Genomic DNA, 19,086 nt, shown 5'->3' with positions numbered 1-19,086 from the left:
ATCGCGCTTGCGCTGTTGCTCGTCGCGGCAGGCGTCGCGATCTGGTGGCTGAACGCCCGCCAGTACGAATCGACCGACGACGCCTTCATTGACGCCCGAACGGTGACGATCGGCGCCCAAATCGCCGGCCGTATCACCGAGCTGGCGGTTACCGACAATCAGCATGTACAGGCGGGCGATGTCCTCCTGCATATCGACGACAGCGATTATCAGGCGAATCTGAAGCAGGCCGATGCCGGCGTCGCCGCGGCCGAGGCCGAAATCGTCAATGTCACCGCCCAGATCGAGGCTCAAAACGCAAAGGTGAACGCTGCCCAGAGGCAGGTTGGACAGGCCAAGGCAGCGCTGGATTTCGCCAAGGCTGAGGATCAACGCAATCGCGAACTCCTGGCCAGGGGCACAGCAACGCAGCAGCAAGCGCAGCAGGCAGCATCGACGCTGCGTCAGGATCAGGCCGCGCTGGACAGCGCCGAGGCCAATGTCGCCTCGGCAAAAAGCCAGGTTTCGGTCTTGCAGGCGCAGGCCAGGAGCGCCGAGGCGCAGCTCGAGCAGGCCAAGGCCAGCCAGGAGCAGGCCCGCACGACGCTGTCACGCACGACCATCACGGCACCCGCAGCCGGGCGGGCAACAAGCATTTCGGCCGCTGACGGCACCTACGCCCAACCCGGCCAGGTATTGATGATGTTCGTTCCCGACGAGGTCTGGGTGAAGGCCAATTTCAAGGAGACGCAGCTCGACCTGATGCGGCAGGGACAGCCGGTCGACATCGACATCGACGCCTACCCGGACAAGTCCTTCCATGGCCGGGTCGACAGCATCCAAGCTGGCAGCGGCACTGCCTTCAGCCTGCTGCCGGCCGAAAATGCCACCGGCAATTACGTCAAGGTGGTGCAGCGCGTGCCGGTGAAGATCGTCTTCGACAAGCCGCCGGATGTGCTTCTCGGTCCAGGCCTGTCGGTGGTGCCGACGGTCAAGGTGCGATGAGCGGCGAAAGCGCCAGAAATCAGGGCGAAAGCCGATCCGCCGCCGGGACACACAATCCCTGGCTCATCGCCGTCGTCGTCTCCATCGCCACTTTCATGCTGGTGCTGGACACCTCGATCGCCAATGTCGCCCTGCGCAACATCGCCGGCAGCCTGGCTGCCGGAATGGACGAAAGCACCTGGGTGATTACCACCTATCTCGTCGCCAACTCGGTGATCATCCCGGTCAGCGGCTGGCTGGCAAGCGTCATCGGCCGCAAGCGCTACTACATGCTCTGCGTGGCGACCTTCACCGTCGCGTCGCTGCTATGCGGACTGGCGCCCAACCTGGAACTGCTCATCCTGTTCAGGGTCCTTCAGGGCCTCGGTGGCGGCGGCATGGCGCCAAGCGAACAATCGATCCTTGCCGACACCTTTCCGCCTGAAAAGCGCTCGCAAGCCTTCGCACTTTACGGCATTGCCGTCATCGTCGCACCGACGGTCGGGCCGACGATCGGCGGCTGGCTGACGGACCATTTCTCCTGGCACTGGATCTTCTTCATCAACGTGCCGTTCGGCATCCTGTCGCTGGCGCTGGTGCAATGGCTGTTGGTCGAACCGGACGTACTCGAACGCGAACGCAAGGAACGGCTGAAAGGCGGCCTGAAGATAGACGGGGTCGGGTTCGTCCTGGTGGCGATAGCCTTGGGATGCCTGGAGATCTTCCTCGACCGGGGCCAGCGCTACGATTGGTTCGCCTCGAATTCCATCACCACTTTCGCAGTGATTTCCGCGATCGCGTTCCTGCTGCTCATCCCATGGGAAATCAGTCGCAGCGATCCGGTCGTCGACATGCGCCTGTTGTTCACGCGCCAGTTCGGTACGGCCTTCCTGGTCATGATGGCGGTCGGTGCTATCCTGTTCAGCACCACCCAGATCGTTCCGCAGCTGCAGCAGACGACATTTGCCTACACCGCGACGCTCTCGGGCCTTTCGATGATGCCGGGCGGCATCGCCATGCTGATCTTGATGCCGGTGTCCGGATTTGTAGGCAGCATCGTGCAACCCAAATACCTGATCATGATGGGCATGTCGGTGGTCGCAGTGGCCCTTTGGCACATGACCTCGCTCACCCCGGACGCCAGCTTCCGCTTCTTTGCCTTTGCCCGTGCCTTCCTGATGGTCGGGCTGCCGTTCTTGTTCATTCCCATTTCAACCGCGGCCTATGTCGGCCTGCCCCGCAGAAGACCAACCAGGCATCGGCGCTGATCAACGTTGCACGCAATATCGGCGGCAGCATCGGCGTCTCGCTGTCCAACACCGTCATTGCGCAAAGCTCCCAGATCCATCAATCGAACCTGGTCGGCCGCACCGTGCAATCGTCGCCCGCCTATCAGCAGGTGCTTCGGCAGGCGACCGAGCATTTCGTCGCCCATGGTTCGCCGCTGGTCGAGGCGAAGCAACAAGCGATCGGCTGGCTCGGCCAGTTGATCGCCCGCCAAGCCACGTTGCTCGCCTATGTCGATGTCTTCCGCTACTGCGCGATGGCAACCGCCCTGCTTGTTCCGCTGGCGCTGCTGCTCCGGTCAAGCAAGTCGGGCGGCAGCCAGCCGAATCCCGAAATGGGCTGACCGGCAAGTGCGACGGTGTGGTTTTCCAAAAACGGGCAAGCCGGGAACCAGCCGACCCGTTGCGTTGTTCTGCGCCAAGAGGAGATGATTACGATGGCCACTGTTCCCACACCCGAGCCGACACCGACCCCGGTGCCACCGCCTCCCATCCCAGATCCCAAGCCCGTGCGTGAGCCGGACCCCGACAGGCTTCCCGACGAGGACCCCATTCCCAATCCGGATGAAAACGATATTCCGCCAAAGCGGGCGTTCAACACCTATTAGATTTCGAGCATGGCGTAGGGGCGGCCGGTCGGCTTGGCGACATGCATGGCAACGTTATAGACCGGCGCCCCGCCCGGCGTGCGGCCCTCATAGGCGCCGCGATGCGCATGACCATGCACCACCGCGCTGACCTGGAACCGGTCTATTGTCTCGGCCAGGCGTGACGAACCGAGAAACGGGAATATCTCCAGCGGCTCGCCTTCGACCGTCTCGATGACAGGCGCGTAGTGCAGAACGACAAGCGTGCGTTTGGCGCGGACCTGCCGCATTGCGTTTTCAAGCCGCATCGCTTCGTTCACGCTTTCCGCCACCATTGACTTGATCGCTGGTTCGCCGAAGGAGCCGAGCATGCGCGATCCAAAACCGCCAACGAAACCCTTGACCCCAACGAACCCGACCTCGTGAATCTCTGTCGCCTCGCCGTCGAGCAGGTGAACGCCCGCCTGGCGCAGAATGTCGGTGACCTGGGCGACGGCGCCTGACTCATAGTCGTGGTTGCCAAGTACGGCGACGACCGGGATCGTGCAAGCACGCAGTTCCTCGGCAAGGATTTCGGCCTCCCGAGGCTTGCCGAGATTGGTAAGGTCGCCCGTCAGCACGAGAACCTGGGCTTCACGCGACATCTCGCCGAAAAGATCGCGGTACGAGGCCTGGTCTTCCTTGCCGACATGCAGATCGCCAATGGCGGCGACTTTGAGTGCGCTGCCGCTTTCCGCCTTTGCCGGAGCAGTTTCGAGCTCGTCAGCCATTGCTATGTTCTCCTTCACCGCCGACGTCGGCAAAGCCCCAGTCCTTGACGTCGATCTCATAGTCGGTTCGTGAAAGCATGCGCCCACGGCAGATTTTCATCCGGGAAGGTGGCAATTCGCGCTGCTTGGCCAGCCGGTCAAGCAGCTCGTCGAGCAGCCAAGCGGGTACGCGGCCCCGCTCCGACGGATAGATCCATCGGAAGTTCAAGAGATGCATCAGCAGAACTTCCCAATGAACTTCCATGTAGGAAAGCAGCCTTTGCCAGTCGATCTGGTCGTGCGTCTTGAGGATGGTGTGCGAAACGTCGGCGCCATCGTGGCGGCCGCGGTCCTGGATGAAACATTTGGACCAGACAAGCTCGGTGGGACCGATGATCCGCACCTGGCTGCCCAGCAATTCGCCCTGACGGGCGTGCTCCAGCCACTGGTCGTCGACCGGCATTGTGCCGTTCATTGAGGCGAAAATGACGTCGAAAAAATGCGTCCCCTTGAACACTTTGCCCAGCCACCGGTCGTCCTCGACCACGACGGCGTAGCCGATCCGCTTGAAATGGGCGAGGATGCGCGGGCAGTCGCCGGCCTTGCAGAAAATGTCGAGATCCTTGGTCAGGCGGATGATCCCGGTATAGGCGCTTACGGCATAGGTGCCGGCGACAAGAAAGGGGATGCCGGTCGCGACAAGTTCGCGGATCGCTTCGATATAAAAGACCTCCGCTTCGGCATTGCGAAGCGTCGGGGCGGCTTTTGGATCGACCGACGGAACGGATGCCGGGATGGCGCTTTCCGGTGGGGGATTGATGATCATAGCAATGGCTCCTGGCCCGGCAGACCAGCAGCCGCCTGTATCTAATAGCCAAGCACGCCCGATGGTTCCCGCCGCTGCGTGCCACGGCCGCTCTCGCCTGCTGCATCAGGCGGACACGCCGCCGTGACAGGCCTTCGAAGCGGTCATGGCTGTCGGCTGCGGCGGCAGCCATAAAGAGATATGTGAGCGGTCATTTTTGACGTCAAGATAGCAGCGCGGTCAGCCTCAAGCGCGTCGAGGCGAAGTAGGCCCGCTATCGTCCCCGGGTTCGGAAAGGATTGGCTTCAACATGGTTCCCGAGCTGTCGGAGGCACTGCGCACCCGGCGCAACAGCCACTTGAGCGCTCGTGGCCAGACCGACTCTGTTTGCCGGAAAGCTGCAGGCGGCGTGGCAAGAAGGCCATTCTCCATTTGTAGTTCCTTACTGTCTCAGTCCAATCAGCGTTCTTCAACGAGCAAAACTTGTGTTGGTTCCGCATCGCCATCGACGGTAGCACGGGCTGGCCAGGCGAAGCCACCATTTGTGGGTTCGAGCAGGCTAGCCTCGTGCGGCAAGATCAGCGCTCGCGAGATCAGGGTCCTCGGCGACCAAGTCACGGAATTCAGCTACTAGCCGGCGGGATTCAGCTCGTATCCTGATGCGCCGGCTCTGGACACGGCCCGCGAAGGCTGAAATTGTTACCGGCATTTCCAGTTGCAAATTTGGTTGGGCTCGGCGGGGATGGCGCTGGTTTCTGAAGACATTGCCGGCCATCCGGCATTGCGTCGCCATGTCCAGGCTCAGTCGCGGACGCTGCTCCAGACCTATGAAGCGAACCCGCGGCTGGCTTCCGTATTCGCCACGCAACAACGCTGGCTGATGGCCCATATCGGCCTTGCCTTGTATTTCGATCGAGAGCCGGACGATCATCGCAAGGGACTTACGTCTACACGGTTCATGGACGGCATCTGCCGGCATTCGGTGGCCAGCCGCAACACCGCCGATGCCTTCCTGAAGGAGATGCTGCATTACGGTTTCATCCGGCATCTGCCGATTAAATATGGGCGCATCCGCCCCTTTGAGCCGACCGCGGGCACTCTGGAGACGGTTGCCGGCTGGGTCATGGCCCATCTGAAAACGCTGGACAGCCTGGACGGTGGATCTCGACTGGCTGCATTCGTCGCACAACCGGACGTACTCGCCAAACTGCAGCCACTGGTGGCCGACGGACTGCTTTCGTCGCATGCCGTGCGCGAGCCAAGACAGACTTTTTCCTTGTTCACCTGGCTCGACAATGGCGGCATCGTCATGGATTGGCTGATGTCCGGCGTCGATCCCGATCATGCCGACCTGGACCGAATTCCGACCGGTGTCGTCTCAATCGGAGATTTCGCGAACTGGCTCAAGCTCTCCCGGACCCACCTGTCACGCAAATTGCGCGATGCCGAGGAACTCGGCAGCATCGGCTGGCTGGGCCAGCGCGGTCATTCGGTCATGTGGGTGTCGAGCGAGTTCTATCAGGAATACATGACCGCCCAGGCGGTCAAGCTCGCCATCATCGATACAGCCTTCGACAATTGTGTTGTAGCTTCCGACGGCAGCTGAACCGCGAGCCGAACGCCGTCGTGGCAGCCTTGGCGCCGCCGCGACGGAGGTCTGGCATTTCAATCGATGTCGAACGACACGCCCTGCGCAAGCGGCAGCGCCTTGGAATAATTCACCGTATTGGTGGCGCGCCGCATATAGGCCTTCCAAGCGTCGGAGCCGCTCTCGCGGCCGCCGCCGGTCTCCTTCTCGCCCCCGAAGGCACCACCGATCTCTGCCCCCGACGTGCCTATATTGACATTGGCGATACCGCAGTCCGACCCGTCGACGCCGAGGAAGCGCTCGGATTCCTGCAGGTCGCGGGTAAAGATCGACGACGACAGCCCCGCTCCCACCGCATTGTGCTCGTCAAGCACGGCGTCGAAGTCCGAATATTTCATCACATAGAGGATCGGCGCGAAGGTCTCCTCCGTCACTGGCGAAACCTGCCGCGGCATTTCGACCAGCGCCGGACGCACATAGTAGGCCTCGGGATGGCCGTTCTCGACCCGTATTCCGCCGGTTATCTTACCACCATGCGAAGCCGCCTCCTCCAGCGCCTTCTGCATATTCCCGTAGGCAGCCTTATCGATCAGCGGGCCGACCAGAGCGCTTGTCTCCAGCGGATTGCCGACCGAGACGCTTTCATAAGCTTTCTTCAGGCGCGGAACGAGCTGGTCGTAGACACTCTCATGCACGAAAAGGCGCCTTAGCGTCGTGCAGCGCTGGCCGGCCGTGCCCATGGCGCCGAAGGCAATGGCGCGGAGCGCCATGGCGAGGTCGGCCGTCGGGCAGACGATGCCGGCATTGTTGCCGCCGAGCTCCAGCACGGCACGGGCAAAGCGCTTCGCCAGCCGTGGGCCGACGTCCCTGCCCATGCACGTCGAGCCGGTGGCCGATACCAGCGGCACCCTGGGATGATCGACCAGGATCTCGCCGACGGCGCGATCGCCGATCAGAACCGGCGCCAGCCCCTTCGGCGCATCGCCGAAACGTTCTGCTGCGCGCTTGAAGATCGCTTCGCAGGCGAGCGCCGTCAGCGGTGTCTTCTCGGACGGCTTCCACACCACCGCGTCGCCGCAGACCAGCGCAAGTGCCGCGTTCCACGACCATACCGCCACCGGAAAGTTGAAGGCCGAGATCACGCCGACGACGCCGAGCGGATGCCAGGTTTCCATCATGCGATGGCCGGGACGCTCGGTGGCGATGGTCAGGCCGTACAATTGCCGGGAAAGACCGACGGCGAAATCGCAGATGTCGATCATCTCCTGCACTTCGCCTAGACCCTCGGACGGGATCTTGCCGACTTCGATCGACACCAACCGGCCAAGCTCGGTCTTGTGTGTGCGCAATTCCTCGCCGAGCAGCCGCACCAGCTCTCCACGCTTGGGAGCTGGCACCTGCCGCCACGCCAGGAAAGCCTTGTGGGCATTGTCGATGGTCGTTGCCGCATCAGCCGGCGAGATGGTCTTCAGCGCGGCGATCTGCTCGCCGGTCACCGGGCTGCGCACGATGAGGTCGCCGCCCGTAAGCGCGCCCTCGGCAACGCCCAGTTTCGCCAGAAGCCCGGCCGTTTCCTTCGCAATCGTCATTTTCATCCCTTTCCAGATCCCGTCGCTCATATGGCGTCGGTCCAAGCCTTGCGCCATACCCGCTCCCTGCCGGTCGGCACACCAGGCGCTGTCATGGCGTGGCATTACGCGTTTCAGGGAAAAATCGCCACCCCGGCATGGTCTAAGCAAAGGTCAGACCGTTGAACCAGGCGGAGGCGTCGGATCAATGCGCCGTTTGCTTAGCGCCTTCTTTCATCAGCCGGTCGATATGCATGCGGATATGCGCTGCCTCTGCGGCCGTATTGGCAAGCGCGATGGCGCGGTCGAAAGCGACGCGTGCCTCCTCGCCGCGGCCAAGCTGCATCAGCAGTCCGCCCTTGAGGCCGAAGAAATGGAAATAGCCGGAAAGCCTTCCCTCCAGCGGCTCGATCATGGCGAGTGCGGCTTCCGGTCCACGCACCTTGGAGACCGCGACGGCGCGGTTGAGCGTCACCACCGGCGACGGCTGCATCTGCTCGAGCAGGCCGTAGAGCAGGTCGATCTCGTTCCAGTCCGTATCCTCGGGCTTTTCCGCCCGCGCATGCAGTGCGGCGATCGCCGCTTGCACCTGGTAGGGACCGGGCTTGCGATGGCGCAACGCCTTATCGACCAGCGCCAGGCCTTCATCGATCATCTTGCGGCTCCACAGGCTGCGGTCCTGGTCTTCGAGCAGCACGATCTCGCCGTTCTCGTCGAAGCGAGCCGGCGAGCGTGCATGCTGCAGCAGCAACAGCGCGGTCAGCCCCATGATCTCCGGCTCGGTCTGGAATAGCCTGAGCAGCAGGCGGGCCAGCCGGATCGCCTCTTCGCAAAGCGGCGCACGCGCCGAAGCCTCGCCGCTGTTGCTGGAATAGCCTTCGTTGAAGATCAAGTAGACCATGGCGGCGACGGCGGCGAGCCGTTCGGAGCGCTCGACCGCTCCCGGCGTCTCGAACGGCACCCCGGCGTCGGCGATACGCGCCTTGGCGCGCGTGATACGTTGCTCCATGGCGCTTTCACCGACGAGGAAGGCGCGGGCGATCTGCTTGACCGCCAGGCCGGAGACGATGCGCAACGCCACCGCGATCTGCTGTGTCGCCGGCAGGTCGGGATGGCAGCAGATAAACAGCAGCCGCAAAATATCGTCGCGGTAATGCGCCCCGTCCAGCCGCTCGGCGACGTCGCTCTCGGCATCTTCCAGATCGGAGATCTGATCCTCTTCCGGCAGCGGCGCCTGCTTGGCGCGCTTGCGCACCGCATCGATGCCGCTGTTGCGGCCGACGAAGATCAGCCAGGCTGCCGGATCGCGCGGAGGACCGTTTTTCGGCCAGTTGTTCAGTGCCCTCAGGCAGGCGTCCTGGAATGCTTCCTCCGCCGCGTCGAGGTCGCGGAAGTAGCGCAGCAATGCCCCCATCGCCTGCGGGCGAGCGGTGCTGATTGCCGTGCTGATCCAGGCGAGTTCGGTCATGCGGAAACCTTGGCGGGATTGAAGAGCGAGACCGGCCGGATTTCGTAGGAGCCGCCGCTCGGGTTGACCTCGGAAAGCTCGCGCGCGAAGTCGACGGCCTCATCGAGGTCGGCGCATTCGAGCGTGTAGAAGCCGAGGAACTGTTCCTTGGTTTCGGCAAACGGCCCGTCGATGACGATCGATTCGCCCTTGACCTTCCTCAGCGTCGTCGCCGCGGTCGTCGGCAAGAGCCGCGCCACCGGGCCAAGCCGGCCGGCCTGGGCATATTTTTCCTGCACGCCGATAAGCTTTTCCATGACGGCATCGTCCTGCTCCTTGCTCCAGGAGCAAACGACATCTTCAGAGGCATAGCAGAGGATCGCGTAGAGCATGGGTCGTCCTTTTCTTTATCAAAGGACGAAACACTAGGACCGATGCCGACATGGCGTCGACAAAAAAATACGCTCCGGTCCGGCGTCATTCCCTCGCCTTCAGCCATCTCAAGACCAAGGCTTCCTCGTCGTCGAGCCCGGCGATCGACCGTTTCCCTTTGTTGGCATCCGCCATTTCGTCGAGCAGCCGTCCTTCGGACCAGGCGCGGAAGACTTCCGGATGGATGTAGCATTGGCGACAAACCGCGCGTGTGTTGCCAAGCCGCTCGGCAACCTTGTCGATGACATTGTTCATCACCCGCTTTTGCTGCGCCTGGCTTTCCGGACGTTCGGTTTGCGCAAACAGCGACGCCGCATGAATGGTGCCGCCCCAGGTTCGGAAGTGCTTGGAGCTGAACTCCGCCCCGGCGTTATCCCTGATATAGCGGTTGACGTCGTCTGAGCGCACCGGACGCCTGTTTCCATCCTCGTCGAGATACTGGAACAACTTCTGTCCCGGCAGGTCCTGCGCTCCACGCACGATCTTGGCGATCCGGCGATCGACAAGCTTCAATCTCCATTCCTTGCCGGATTTGCCGGTGAAGGCGAAACGCAGGCTCGAGCCCTTGATGTCGACATGGCGGTCACGCAGCGTGGTCAGTCCAAAACTCTTGTTGTCGCGGGCATAGGCGGCATTGCCGACACGGATCATTGTGTTGTCGAGCAGCCAGACGATGGCCGCCACGACGCGCTCCAGCGGCAGGCCGTGACGACGCAGATCGGCGTCGATCTTCCGTCGCAATTCGGGCAGGCTTTCGGCGAAGGCGATGAGGCTCGAATATTTGACCCCGTCGCGCTCCTCTGCCCATTGCGGATGATAGCGGTATTGTTTGCGGCCGCGCTGGTCCCGACCGGTCGCCTGGATGTGACCGTCGGCATCCGGCGAGATCCACACATCCGTCCAGGCCGGTGGAATGGCAAGCGCCTTGATGCGTGCCAGCGCCTCCCCGTCGACAATCGGCCCGTCGGGTCCTTTGTACGAGAACCCCTTGCCCGAACGCAGCCGGCGAATACCGGGTTCAGTGTCGGTGACATAGTTGAGCGAGGCCCGAACGGCCGAGGCTTGCGCGCCGTTCTCCAGCGCTCCGTTCTGCGGCACCCCGTTCTTTGGTGCAGCTTTCCTCACAGCCGATCGGCCAGACGACGACCCGGATTTGTCCAGCATGTCCTCTCCACGGAATTTCCGTAGATAAGCCGCTTGCCGGCTGCGGGTTCCACCGCCTCTTGATCTCTTGGTTCCAGGACAGCCTATCGACACCGCCGTGCAATGAAGAGGTGCATTCTCACGCCTTTTCGAGCACGACCGGAATGACGTCGACCGCTTGCTCGCCGACCTGTCCACCAGTGGTTTTCAGCACGCCGACGATCGGCGCCACATCGGAGTAGTCGCGGCCATAGCCTACCGTGATATGGTCGTTGCTTGCCCGCATGCCATTGGTCGGATCGAATTCCTGCCAGCCGGCATCGCGCCCGCACCACACCTTGACCCAGGCGTGCATGGCGTCGGCGCCTTCGAGCCGCGGCTTCCCGCGCGGCGGAATGGTGCGCAGGAACCCGCTGACATAGCCTGCAGGGATGCCGAGGCCGCGCAGGCCGGCGATCATGATGTGGGAAAAATCCTGGCAGACGCCGCGCTTCAGGCCGAAGGCGTCGCTGGCCCGCGTCTGCACGGTGGTCGCCTCGCCGTCATAGGTGAAATCGCGGTGAATGCGGTTGCACAGAGCCATGGCCGTGCCGACTGTCGAACTGCCGGCACTGCCTTTCGCATAGGCAGTGATTGCCGCATCGATGCCGGCATGATCGCTGGCGGCCAGAAAGTGATGCGGCGAAGCCGGCGCCAGCGAGTGCACTGCGCCGAGTTCTTCCCTCAGCCGGCGTATGTCCGGCGATACGTCGAGCCCGGGCTCCGGCCGCGACACTGAAACACGCGCGCTCATCCTGATGTCGAGCGCATCATGCGCGTCACGAAAGGCGATCGAGGTGACACTGTTGCCGAAAAAGTCGGAAAAGTCGGAGCGTTCGCTGGGCGCCGGCACAAACGACAGAGAAGCGGCGATGACGCGCTGCACGCCAGGGATGGTCGGCGGCAGCACGCGGACCTGATGGCGGCCGCCGCCGGCCGCCGCATCATAGTCGTAACGCAGGTGAAGCCTGATGTCGTAGAGCATGCCGTCTCTACCCGAAATAGGCTTTGGAGAGGCTGTTGTAGAGCCCGCCGATTTCATTGGCGAGATCGCCGAGGGCCTTGGCAGTCATGTCCGAAGGCTCCTTGATGGCAATCGACGTGTTGAGCTGCAGGATTTCCTTGGCCGCGGGCGACATATGGCCTTCAGCGCCGACAGCGGGCAGCAGCGCGATTTCGGCCTTCAGCCGTTCGAGCTGAAAAAGGATTGAGCGCGGGTTGAGCGGATCGAGCGCCAGAAGGTCGACCACCGTGCGCCGTCCCGCCTGCACCGGATATTGCCGACGGTGGGTCATGACGCTGTCGCCGATCTCCAGCATCATGTCGAGCGCGCCTTCCGGCGCCTGGGCTCTGGTCAGCCGGGCGAGCGTGCGGGCGATCTGGATGCCGCGTTCGAGCCTGCGGCCGATTTCCAGGAAACGCCAGCCGGCAAAGCGGTACATGTTCTCGTGCAGCAGGCCGGAAAACCCGGCCAGCTTGCGCAGGATGACCGTCATTGCCCTTGTCGCGTCGTCGCCCGGCGCCACTGTCGCGGCAAATTGATGGATGGTCTTCGACAGATCTTTCAATGCCAGCCAGCCATCGGGCGAGAAGCGGTCGCGGATCTGTCCGGCACTGTAGACGGCGCTGTCCAGGGTGCCGATGAGCCCCAATGGGATTGCCGTCTCGACGTCGATGCCGAACGGCGCGAGATAGTCCCTGATATCGGCGAGCAGCGGCATCTCGGGATCGGATGTCTCGGCCAGCCGCACATGGTAGGCGCGCAGGATGCGCACCGTGTCTTCCGACCGCTCGATATAGCGGCCGAGCCATGTCAGGTTCTCAGCCGCGCGGCTGGGCAGGCTGCCCGGCAAGGTTCGGGTGAAGCTGTCGTGCTCCTGCGGCAGCAGCGTCTCGCGCTCGACCGGCCTGTCGCTGACCACCCACACATCCGCCGCCTGGCCGCCGCGCTGCATGGCGATGGCCGTCGGGTCGAGCGAAAAGCCGACACGAGCAAAACCGCCCGGCATCACCGTCCAGCCTTCCGGCGTCCGCGCCAGATAGACGCGCAGGCTTGCCGGCCGCGGCTCCAGCCAGCCGCCGACATAGACCGGGGTGGTCGATAGCGTCACCGCTTCCTGGCCGACGAAGTCGCCGCCGTCCTGTTCGATCCGGGCGACGAGCGCGGCCCGTTCCTCGACCGACAGCGCTGACCCGAGCTTGGTCGAGCCGTCGTCCTCGAAGGCAAGCCGTGTCGACAATGCCGGGCCGATCACCATGCGGTCGATATTGGCGAGCACATGCTCGCGCTCCGTCTCCTGCCCACACCACCATGTCGCGACGGTCGGCAGCAGCAGCTCCTCATTGCGCAGGGCGCGCGAAATCTTCGGCAGGAAGGCGAGCAGCGCGCGGGTCTCCATCAGGCCGGAGCCCAGTGCATTGACGGCCGAAACCGCCCCTTGCCGGACCGCTTCGACCAGCCCCGGCGTGCCGATCTGCGAGTCCGGCCGCAGTTCGAGCGGATCGGCGAAGGCGGCGTCGAGTCGTCGCCACAAGACGCTGACCGGCATCAGCCCCGAAACCGTGCGCACCATCAGCCTGCCGCCGGAGACGGTCAGGTCCTCGCCCTCGAGCAGCATGATGCCGAGATAACGGGCGATGTAGGCATGTTCGTAATAGGTTTCGTTCAGCGGTCCCGGCGTCAGGATGGCGACACGGCCGCCGGCTTGCTTGGCCATGCCGATCAGCGCATCGCGGAAACGGCGGAAGAAACCGGCCAGGCGGTGCACATGCATCTCGCCGTAAATGTCGGACAGCGCCCTTGTGGTGGCGACGCGGTTTTCCAGCGCAAAGCCGGCGCCCGACGGCGCTTGTGTGCGGTCGCCAAGCACCCACCAGCGGCCATCCGGGCCACGGCCGAGCTCGAAGGCGCAGAAGTGCAGGAAATGGCCGCTGGCCGGCCTGGTTCCGACGACCGGCCGCAAATATTCGGGACTGGCCGCGATCAATCCGGCCGGCAGAATGCCTTTCTCGACCAGCCGGTTCGGTCCATAAATGTCGGCGATGGTCTCTTCGAACAGATCGGCACGCTGGACCAGGCCGGCGCTGATGTCAGCCCATTCCTGCTCCTCGATCAGCAGCGGCACATGCGCCAGCGGCCATTCTCGCTCATTGGCGCCGGCCTTGTCATAGACGCGGTAATAGACGCCGGCATCGCGCAGGTACTGGTCGGCGCGGGCAAAGCGCTGGGCAAGTTTTTCCGGCCCCAGGTCCTCCAGTGCCTCGATGAAGTGCCGCCAGGCCGGCCGCGGATTGCCCGACGCATCGACCATCTCGTCGACGACGCCGTCGATCGGCTGGTAGTGCTCCAGCAGACTGTGGGTTTGCGGCTTGCTGCGCAGCCTTTTGTGATTCCCCTTCGCCATTGTTGATCAGAGTCTTTGCGGCCGCCGAAGGTCAAGGGTCATCGGGAAATCTTCAGAGGCTTCTTCGTTGCGCAGCACATAGCTGGACGGCGTATGGCCACGCGGCTCGAAGCGGGCGAGCCGCCGCGCCTCCGCTTCATTGCCGTTGACCGGGAACGTGTCGTAGCTGCGCCCGCCGGGGTGTGCCACATGGTATACGCAGCCGCCGACCGCGCGGCCCGACCAGCGGTCATAGATATCGAAGACCAGCGGCGTGTTGACCGGTAGCGCCGGATGTAGGCCCGACGCCGGCTGCCAGGCCTTGAAGCGCACGCCGGCCACAGCGATCTCGCGGTTGTCGGTCACCTTCATCGGCACCAGGCGGCCGTTGCAGACGACGGCGTGACGCTCCGGGTTGAGTCCCTCGGTCTTCACCTGCAGCCGCTCGACGGAGGAATCGACAAAGCGCACGGTGCCGCCGATCGCGCCTTGCTCGCCCATCACATGCCACGGCTCCAGCGCCTGCCTGAGCTCCAGCTTGATACCGGCATGCTGGACCTCGCCGCAGAACGGGAAGCGGAATTCGAGCTGCGCGTCGAACCATTCCGGACGGAATGCAAAGCCGTTCAGCTTGAGGTCGTCCAGCACATCGAGAAAATCCGCCCAGACATAATGCGGCAGCATGAAACGGTCGTGCAGCGAGGTGCCCCACCGCACGAAACGGCCGTCGAGCGGGTTCTTCCAGGCCCGGGCAATGATGGCGCGGACAAGCAATTGCTGCGCCAGGCTCATGCGCGCATTGGGCGGCATCTCGAAGCCGCGGAATTCGACCAGCCCCAGCCGGCCGGTCGGCCCGTCCGGCGAAAACAATTTGTCGATGCAGATTTCCGAGCGATGCGTATTGCCCGTCACGTCGGTCAGAAGGTTGCGGAACAGACGGTCGACCAGCCACGGCAGGGGTACCGCGCCCTTATCCGGATGCGGCACCTGCGCCATCGCGATCTCGAGTTCGAAGAGCGAATCATGGCGCGCCTCGTCGAAGCGCGGCGCCTGGCTGGTCGGGCCGATGAACAGGCCGGAGAACAGATAGGACAGCGACGGATGCCGCTGCCATTGCAGCACCAGGCTTTTCAACAGGTCGGGGCGGCGCAGGAACGGGCTATCATTGGGCGTGGCACCGCCGACGACGACGTGGTTGCCGCCGCCGGTGCCGGTGTGGCGGCCGTCGATCATGAACTTGTCGGCGCCAAGCCGCGTCTGCCGCGCCTCTTCGTAGATCGCCGTGGTCGTCGCCACGCAATCCTGCCAATTCGCGGCGGGGTGGATATTGACCTCGATGACGCCGGGATCGGGTGCGACACGGATGACATTGAGGCGCGGATCGTGCGGCGGGCCGTAGCCCTCGATGTGCACCGGCAGTCCGATCGCCCTTGCCGCATTCTCCGCCGCCGCGACCAGTTCGAGATAATCCTCCAGCGCCTCGACCGGCGGCATGAACACACAAAGCCGTCCGTCGCGCGGCTCGACCGAAAGTGCCGTGCGCACGGCGCCGCCGATCTCGGTGATCTCCTGTTCGACGCGGTCTTGCTGGCCTGTAACGGCCGTGAAGGATACCGCCTGCTGGCGGCGCGCCATCTCGTCGGCGCCTTCCAGTTCGGCCGGAGCAGGCGAAGAAGCAGCACCGGGCAAGATCGCCTCACGCGCCGGCAATGGTCCGCGCGGCAGCGATGGATCGACCGGCACGATATAGGGGAACTGCGCCGGCGGCACATAAGGCAGCGTGCCGAGCGGCAGGCGGTAGCCGACCGGCGAATCGCCGGGCACCAGGAACAGCCTGCCGCGGCGCGTCTTCCATTTCTCCGAGCGCCAGCGCGGTCCGGAAGCCTGGCTGTTCCAGCGCTGGACCGGCAGCACATAGCCCGACGGCTTGGTCAGCCCGCGTTCGAACACCCGCGCCATGCGGCTGCGCTCCTCCGGGTCCTCCAGCTTCGAATTGGAAGGATCGACGTTGTCCGGCAGCTTGCCTTCCTTGAGCAGCCATTCGGCCGGATCCTCATAGGCTTCGCTGACCATCATCTTGTCGATGCCGAGTTCGTCGGCAATCGCGGTCAGCAGGCTCTCGGCCTGCTTTGGTCCGACATCCGCCTCGCTCTTTTCATGCGCGATCAGCGACGGGTCGCTCCACACCGGCTCGCCATCGGTGCGCCAGTAGAGCGAGAACGTCCAGCGCGGCAGGCTTTCGCCGGGGTACCATTTGCCCTGCCCGTAATGTAGGAAGCCGCCCGGCGCGAAGCGTTCGCGCAGCCGGCGGATCAGCGCATCGGCCTTTTCCCGCTTGGTCGGCCCGACGGCCGCGGTGTTCCACTCGGCAGCCTCGAAATCGTCGATCGAGACGAATGTCGGCTCGCCGCCCATGGTCAGCCGCACGTCGCCGGCCTGGAGCGCGGCATCGACTTGGTTGCCGAGCGCATCGAGCGCCTGCCAGCTCTCGTCGGAGAACGGCTTGGTGATGCGCGGATGTTCGGCGATGCGATCGACCCGCATGTCGAAGCCGAATTCGACATTGGCGAAGCTCGCCATGCCGGAGATCGGCGCGGCATTGCGGAAATGCGGCGTTGCCGCGAGCGGCACATGGCTTTCGCCGGTGAGCAGGCCGGAGGTCGGGTCGAAGCCGATCCAGCCGGCGCCCGGCAGATACACCTCGCACCAGGCATGAAGATCGGTGAAATCGGTCGCCGTGCCAGGCGGCCCGTCGAGCGCGACGAGGTCGGGTTTGAGCTGGATCAGATAACCGGAGACGAAACGCGCGGCGATGCCGAGGTTCCTCAATATCTGCACCAGGAGCCAGCTCGAATCGCGGCACGACCCCTTGCCCGCGGCCAGCGTTTCCTCGGGCGAGAAGACGCCGGTTTCCATGCGCACGATATAGGCGATCTCGCGCTGCAGCCGCGCATTGAGGTCGACGACAAAATTGACGGTATTGGTCGGGCTGCGGTCGAGGGTTTTCAGGAATGCCTCCAACAGCGGCCCCGCCGGTTCCGGCGTTCGGTAGATGGTCAGATCGTCCCTGATCTCTTCGGGGTATTCGAACGGAAACGTCTCGGCCGAGGGCTCGACGAAGAAATCGAACGGATTGTAGACCGTCATGTCGGCAACGAGATCGACCTCGATCTTCAGTTCCGTCACCGGTTCGGGGAAGACGAAGCGGGCAAGGAAATTGCCGTAGGGGTCCTGCTGCAAATTGACGAAGTGATTTGCCGGCCCGACCTTCAGCGAATGGCTGAGCACTTTCGTGCGGGAATGCGGCGCAGGCTGCAACCTTATGACTTGCGGGCCCAATACGACCGGCCGGTCGTATTTGTAGTGGGTCAGGTGATAGACGGCTGCCAGAATTGCCATGGTGCCCCTGAAGTCGGCGTTTCAAAAGGAGTTCGCTGAACCCTGACACGAATGCTGACCATTCTCCAAGCAGAGATGTTGCGCTGCACCTAAATTAAGCAGCTTTCACAGCTTCACGAAACGGAGCGCCGACCCTGGGATTCCGCAGCGTGGCGGTATCGGCAGCACGCGCGATGCTTGGTCGAAAAGAAGCTGAAAAGAAAAACCCGCCTCGGTGGGCGGGTCGTTGGCGCTAATTAGCACCATAGTGAGATTAGTAGCATAGCTGCCGGCACAAAGCAAGAACAAAATGTGGCACCGCGGCAAAAGTTGCGATCTCCCGCTTTGCGAAGGGAGATGCCAAGCAGTGGCGCCCTGGAAGCGGAGGAGACCTGCCAATGCTAAAAGAACGCCTGCAACCCGGTCTGCGCCCGTCCGAGGATCAGCGCATGCACATCATGCGTGCCCTCGTAGGTGTTGACGGTCTCCAGGTTCTGGGCGTGGCGCATGACGTGATAACCGATCTGGATGCCATTGCCGCCATGCATGTCGCGGGCCTGGCGGGCGATGTCGAGCGCCTTGCCGCAATTGTTGCGCTTGACGAGCGAGATCATCTCCGGCGCCATCTTGCCTTCATCCATCAGCCGCCCGACGCGCAGGCTGCCCTGCAAGCCCAGCGCGATCTCGGTCTGCATGTCGGCGAGCTTCTTCTGGAAAAGCTGCGTGCCGGCCAGCGGCTTGCCGAACTGCTTGCGGTCGAGGCCATATTGGCGGGCGCGGTGCCAGCAATCCTCAGCCGCGCCCATCGCTCCCCACGAAATGCCGTAGCGCGCCCGGTTGAGGCAGCCGAACGGTCCTTTCAGGCCCGAGACGTTGGGCAGCAGCGCGTCCTCGCCGACCTCGACGCCTTCCATTACCACTTCGCCGGTGATCGAGGCTCGCAGCGACAGCTTGCCGCCGATCTTCGGCGCCGACAGCCCGTTCATGCCCTTTTCCAGGACAAAGCCGCGAATCTCGTTGTCATGCGCGGCCGACTTTGCCCAGACGACGAACACGTCGGCGATCGGCGCGTTGGAAATCCACATCTTCGAACCGGAGATCCTGTAGCCGTTCGCAGTCTTTTCGGCCCGCGTCTTCATGCCGCCCGGGTCGGAACCGGCATCCGGCTCGGTCAGGCCAAAGCAGCCGATCCATTCGCCCGACGCCAGCTTCGGCAGGTATTTTTTGCGCTGCTCTTCCGAGCCATAGGCATGGATCGGATACATTACCAGCGACGACTGCACGCTCATCATCGAGCGATAGCCGGAATCGACGCGTTCGACCTCGCGCGCGACCAGCCCGTAGGTGACGTAGTTGGCGCCGAGCCCGCCATATTCCTCGGGGATGGTGATGCCGAGCAGACCGGCCTCGCCCATCTCGCGGAAGATGCCGGCGTCGGTCTTCTCTTCGAGATAGGCTTCCTCGATCTTCGGAGCGAGCTTGTCGGCGGCAAACGCCGCGGCGCCATCGCGCACCATGCGCTCGTCCTCCGAAAGCTGGTCCTCGATCAGGAAAGGATCATCCCAGACGAATGCGTTCTTATCGGCGGCCATGGCTCTCGGTCTCCCAAACTCATGCATGTGGCCCAAAGCTTGCCCGCGGGCCTGACCCGACGGTGTTTGGCAGCTTGGAGATAACGACATGCATCGAAACAGAAATCTTGAAACGCGCGGCTTATC

General features: G+C 63.4%; 13 protein-coding genes and 1 pseudogene. 4 read left to right on the top strand and 10 right to left on the bottom strand.

What is annotated here, in order from left to right:
• The first annotated feature begins 15 nt into the window (after nt 1–15).
• The 3 genes and pseudogenes from NKH70_RS09145 to NKH70_RS09135 all read left to right on the top strand — a co-directional run bounded on the left by NKH70_RS09145 (nt 16) and on the right by NKH70_RS09135 (nt 2,857).
• Complete coding sequence (locus NKH70_RS09145; protein ID WP_352713391.1) at nt 16–984, top strand: HlyD family secretion protein; 969 nt, start codon at nt 16–18, stop codon at nt 982–984.
• Nucleotides 981–2,593, top strand: a pseudogene (locus NKH70_RS09140) (DHA2 family efflux MFS transporter permease subunit). The gene NKH70_RS09145 and the pseudogene NKH70_RS09140 overlap by 4 nt, the downstream one beginning before the upstream one ends.
• 93 nt (nt 2,594–2,686) lie before the next feature.
• Nucleotides 2,687–2,857, top strand: coding sequence for a hypothetical protein (locus NKH70_RS09135; RefSeq protein WP_352713396.1), 171 nt, complete (start codon nt 2,687–2,689; stop codon nt 2,855–2,857).
• Here NKH70_RS09135 and NKH70_RS09130 read toward each other — a convergent pair.
• Both NKH70_RS09130 and NKH70_RS09125 read right to left on the bottom strand, forming a co-directional pair.
• Nucleotides 2,854–3,606, bottom strand: coding sequence for a metallophosphoesterase family protein (locus tag NKH70_RS09130; RefSeq protein WP_352713397.1), 753 nt, complete (start codon nt 3,604–3,606; stop codon nt 2,854–2,856). The two genes, NKH70_RS09135 and NKH70_RS09130, sit on opposite strands and share 4 nt — an antisense overlap.
• Nucleotides 3,599–4,411, bottom strand: coding sequence for a nucleotidyltransferase family protein (locus NKH70_RS09125; RefSeq protein ID WP_352713400.1), 813 nt, complete (start codon nt 4,409–4,411; stop codon nt 3,599–3,601). Before NKH70_RS09125 ends, NKH70_RS09130 begins: the two co-directional genes overlap by 8 nt.
• A 721-nt stretch (nt 4,412–5,132) precedes the next feature.
• Here NKH70_RS09125 and NKH70_RS09120 point away from each other — a divergent pair.
• Complete coding sequence (locus NKH70_RS09120; protein WP_353015134.1) at nt 5,133–5,996, top strand: hypothetical protein; 864 nt, start codon at nt 5,133–5,135, stop codon at nt 5,994–5,996.
• A gap of 59 nt (nt 5,997–6,055) precedes the next feature.
• Here NKH70_RS09120 and amaB read toward each other — a convergent pair whose 3' ends face one another.
• The 8 genes from amaB to NKH70_RS09080 form a co-directional block, all read right to left on the bottom strand.
• On the bottom strand, nt 6,056–7,567 hold the full coding sequence (amaB, locus tag NKH70_RS09115; RefSeq protein ID WP_353025123.1) for an L-piperidine-6-carboxylate dehydrogenase: 1,512 nt from the start codon (nt 7,565–7,567) through the stop codon (nt 6,056–6,058).
• A gap of 184 nt (nt 7,568–7,751) precedes the next feature.
• Complete coding sequence (locus NKH70_RS09110; RefSeq protein ID WP_352713407.1) at nt 7,752–9,014, bottom strand: RNA polymerase sigma factor; 1,263 nt, start codon at nt 9,012–9,014, stop codon at nt 7,752–7,754.
• Nucleotides 9,011–9,385: a YciI family protein gene (locus tag NKH70_RS09105; RefSeq protein ID WP_292663532.1), complete on the bottom strand. Its 375-nt coding sequence runs from the start codon at nt 9,383–9,385 to the stop codon at nt 9,011–9,013. Before NKH70_RS09105 ends, NKH70_RS09110 begins: the two co-directional genes overlap by 4 nt.
• An 85-nt stretch (nt 9,386–9,470) precedes the next feature.
• Entirely contained in the window at nt 9,471–10,589 is a 1,119-nt protein-coding gene (locus tag NKH70_RS09100) for a DNA topoisomerase IB (RefSeq protein ID WP_352713408.1), read from the bottom strand.
• Between the two features lie 118 nt (nt 10,590–10,707).
• Nucleotides 10,708–11,592 (bottom strand): transglutaminase family protein, encoded by an 885-nt coding sequence (locus NKH70_RS09095; RefSeq protein ID WP_352448166.1) that lies wholly within the window; start codon nt 11,590–11,592, stop codon nt 10,708–10,710.
• Between the two features lie 7 nt (nt 11,593–11,599).
• Nucleotides 11,600–14,011, bottom strand: coding sequence for a circularly permuted type 2 ATP-grasp protein (locus NKH70_RS09090; RefSeq protein WP_352713410.1), 2,412 nt, complete (start codon nt 14,009–14,011; stop codon nt 11,600–11,602).
• 6 nt (nt 14,012–14,017) lie between these two features.
• Nucleotides 14,018–17,389, bottom strand: a complete 3,372-nt coding sequence (locus NKH70_RS09085) for a transglutaminase family protein (RefSeq protein WP_352912610.1) — start codon at nt 17,387–17,389, stop codon at nt 14,018–14,020.
• 380 nt (nt 17,390–17,769) lie between these two features.
• Nucleotides 17,770–18,960 carry an acyl-CoA dehydrogenase gene (locus NKH70_RS09080; RefSeq protein ID WP_352664437.1) on the bottom strand — a complete coding sequence of 397 codons (1,191 nt, stop codon included), beginning with the start codon at nt 18,958–18,960 and terminating at the stop codon, nt 17,770–17,772.
• Nucleotides 18,961–19,086 lie beyond the last annotated feature (126 nt).

This window comes from Mesorhizobium sp. M0991, from assembly GCF_040318915.1.
GTDB lineage: Bacteria > Pseudomonadota > Alphaproteobacteria > Rhizobiales > Rhizobiaceae > Mesorhizobium.
Note: the sequence above shows the minus strand (reverse complement) of the source record. Positions and strands in the feature narration are given on the sequence as shown.

What these genes read in the sequence shown, in the direction of transcription:
- NKH70_RS09120 (WP_353015134.1), top strand. Translation starts at nt 5,133, where the DNA reads ATGGCGCTGGTTTCTGAAGACATTGCCGGCCATCCGGCATTGCGTCGC.
- NKH70_RS09105 (WP_292663532.1), bottom strand. Translation starts at nt 9,385, where the DNA reads ATGCTCTACGCGATCCTCTGCTATGCCTCTGAAGATGTCGTTTGCTCC.
- NKH70_RS09135 (WP_352713396.1), top strand. Translation starts at nt 2,687, where the DNA reads ATGGCCACTGTTCCCACACCCGAGCCGACACCGACCCCGGTGCCACCG.
- NKH70_RS09090 (WP_352713410.1), bottom strand. Translation starts at nt 14,011, where the DNA reads ATGGCGAAGGGGAATCACAAAAGGCTGCGCAGCAAGCCGCAAACCCAC.
- NKH70_RS09130 (WP_352713397.1), bottom strand. Translation starts at nt 3,606, where the DNA reads ATGGCTGACGAGCTCGAAACTGCTCCGGCAAAGGCGGAAAGCGGCAGC.
- NKH70_RS09110 (WP_352713407.1), bottom strand. Translation starts at nt 9,014, where the DNA reads ATGACCGAACTCGCCTGGATCAGCACGGCAATCAGCACCGCTCGCCCG.
- NKH70_RS09080 (WP_352664437.1), bottom strand. Translation starts at nt 18,960, where the DNA reads ATGGCCGCCGATAAGAACGCATTCGTCTGGGATGATCCTTTCCTGATC.
- NKH70_RS09100 (WP_352713408.1), bottom strand. Translation starts at nt 10,589, where the DNA reads ATGCTGGACAAATCCGGGTCGTCGTCTGGCCGATCGGCTGTGAGGAAA.
- NKH70_RS09125 (WP_352713400.1), bottom strand. Translation starts at nt 4,411, where the DNA reads ATGATCATCAATCCCCCACCGGAAAGCGCCATCCCGGCATCCGTTCCG.
- NKH70_RS09095 (WP_352448166.1), bottom strand. Translation starts at nt 11,592, where the DNA reads ATGCTCTACGACATCAGGCTTCACCTGCGTTACGACTATGATGCGGCG.
- amaB (WP_353025123.1), bottom strand. Translation starts at nt 7,567, where the DNA reads ATGACGATTGCGAAGGAAACGGCCGGGCTTCTGGCGAAACTGGGCGTT.
- NKH70_RS09085 (WP_352912610.1), bottom strand. Translation starts at nt 17,389, where the DNA reads ATGGCAATTCTGGCAGCCGTCTATCACCTGACCCACTACAAATACGAC.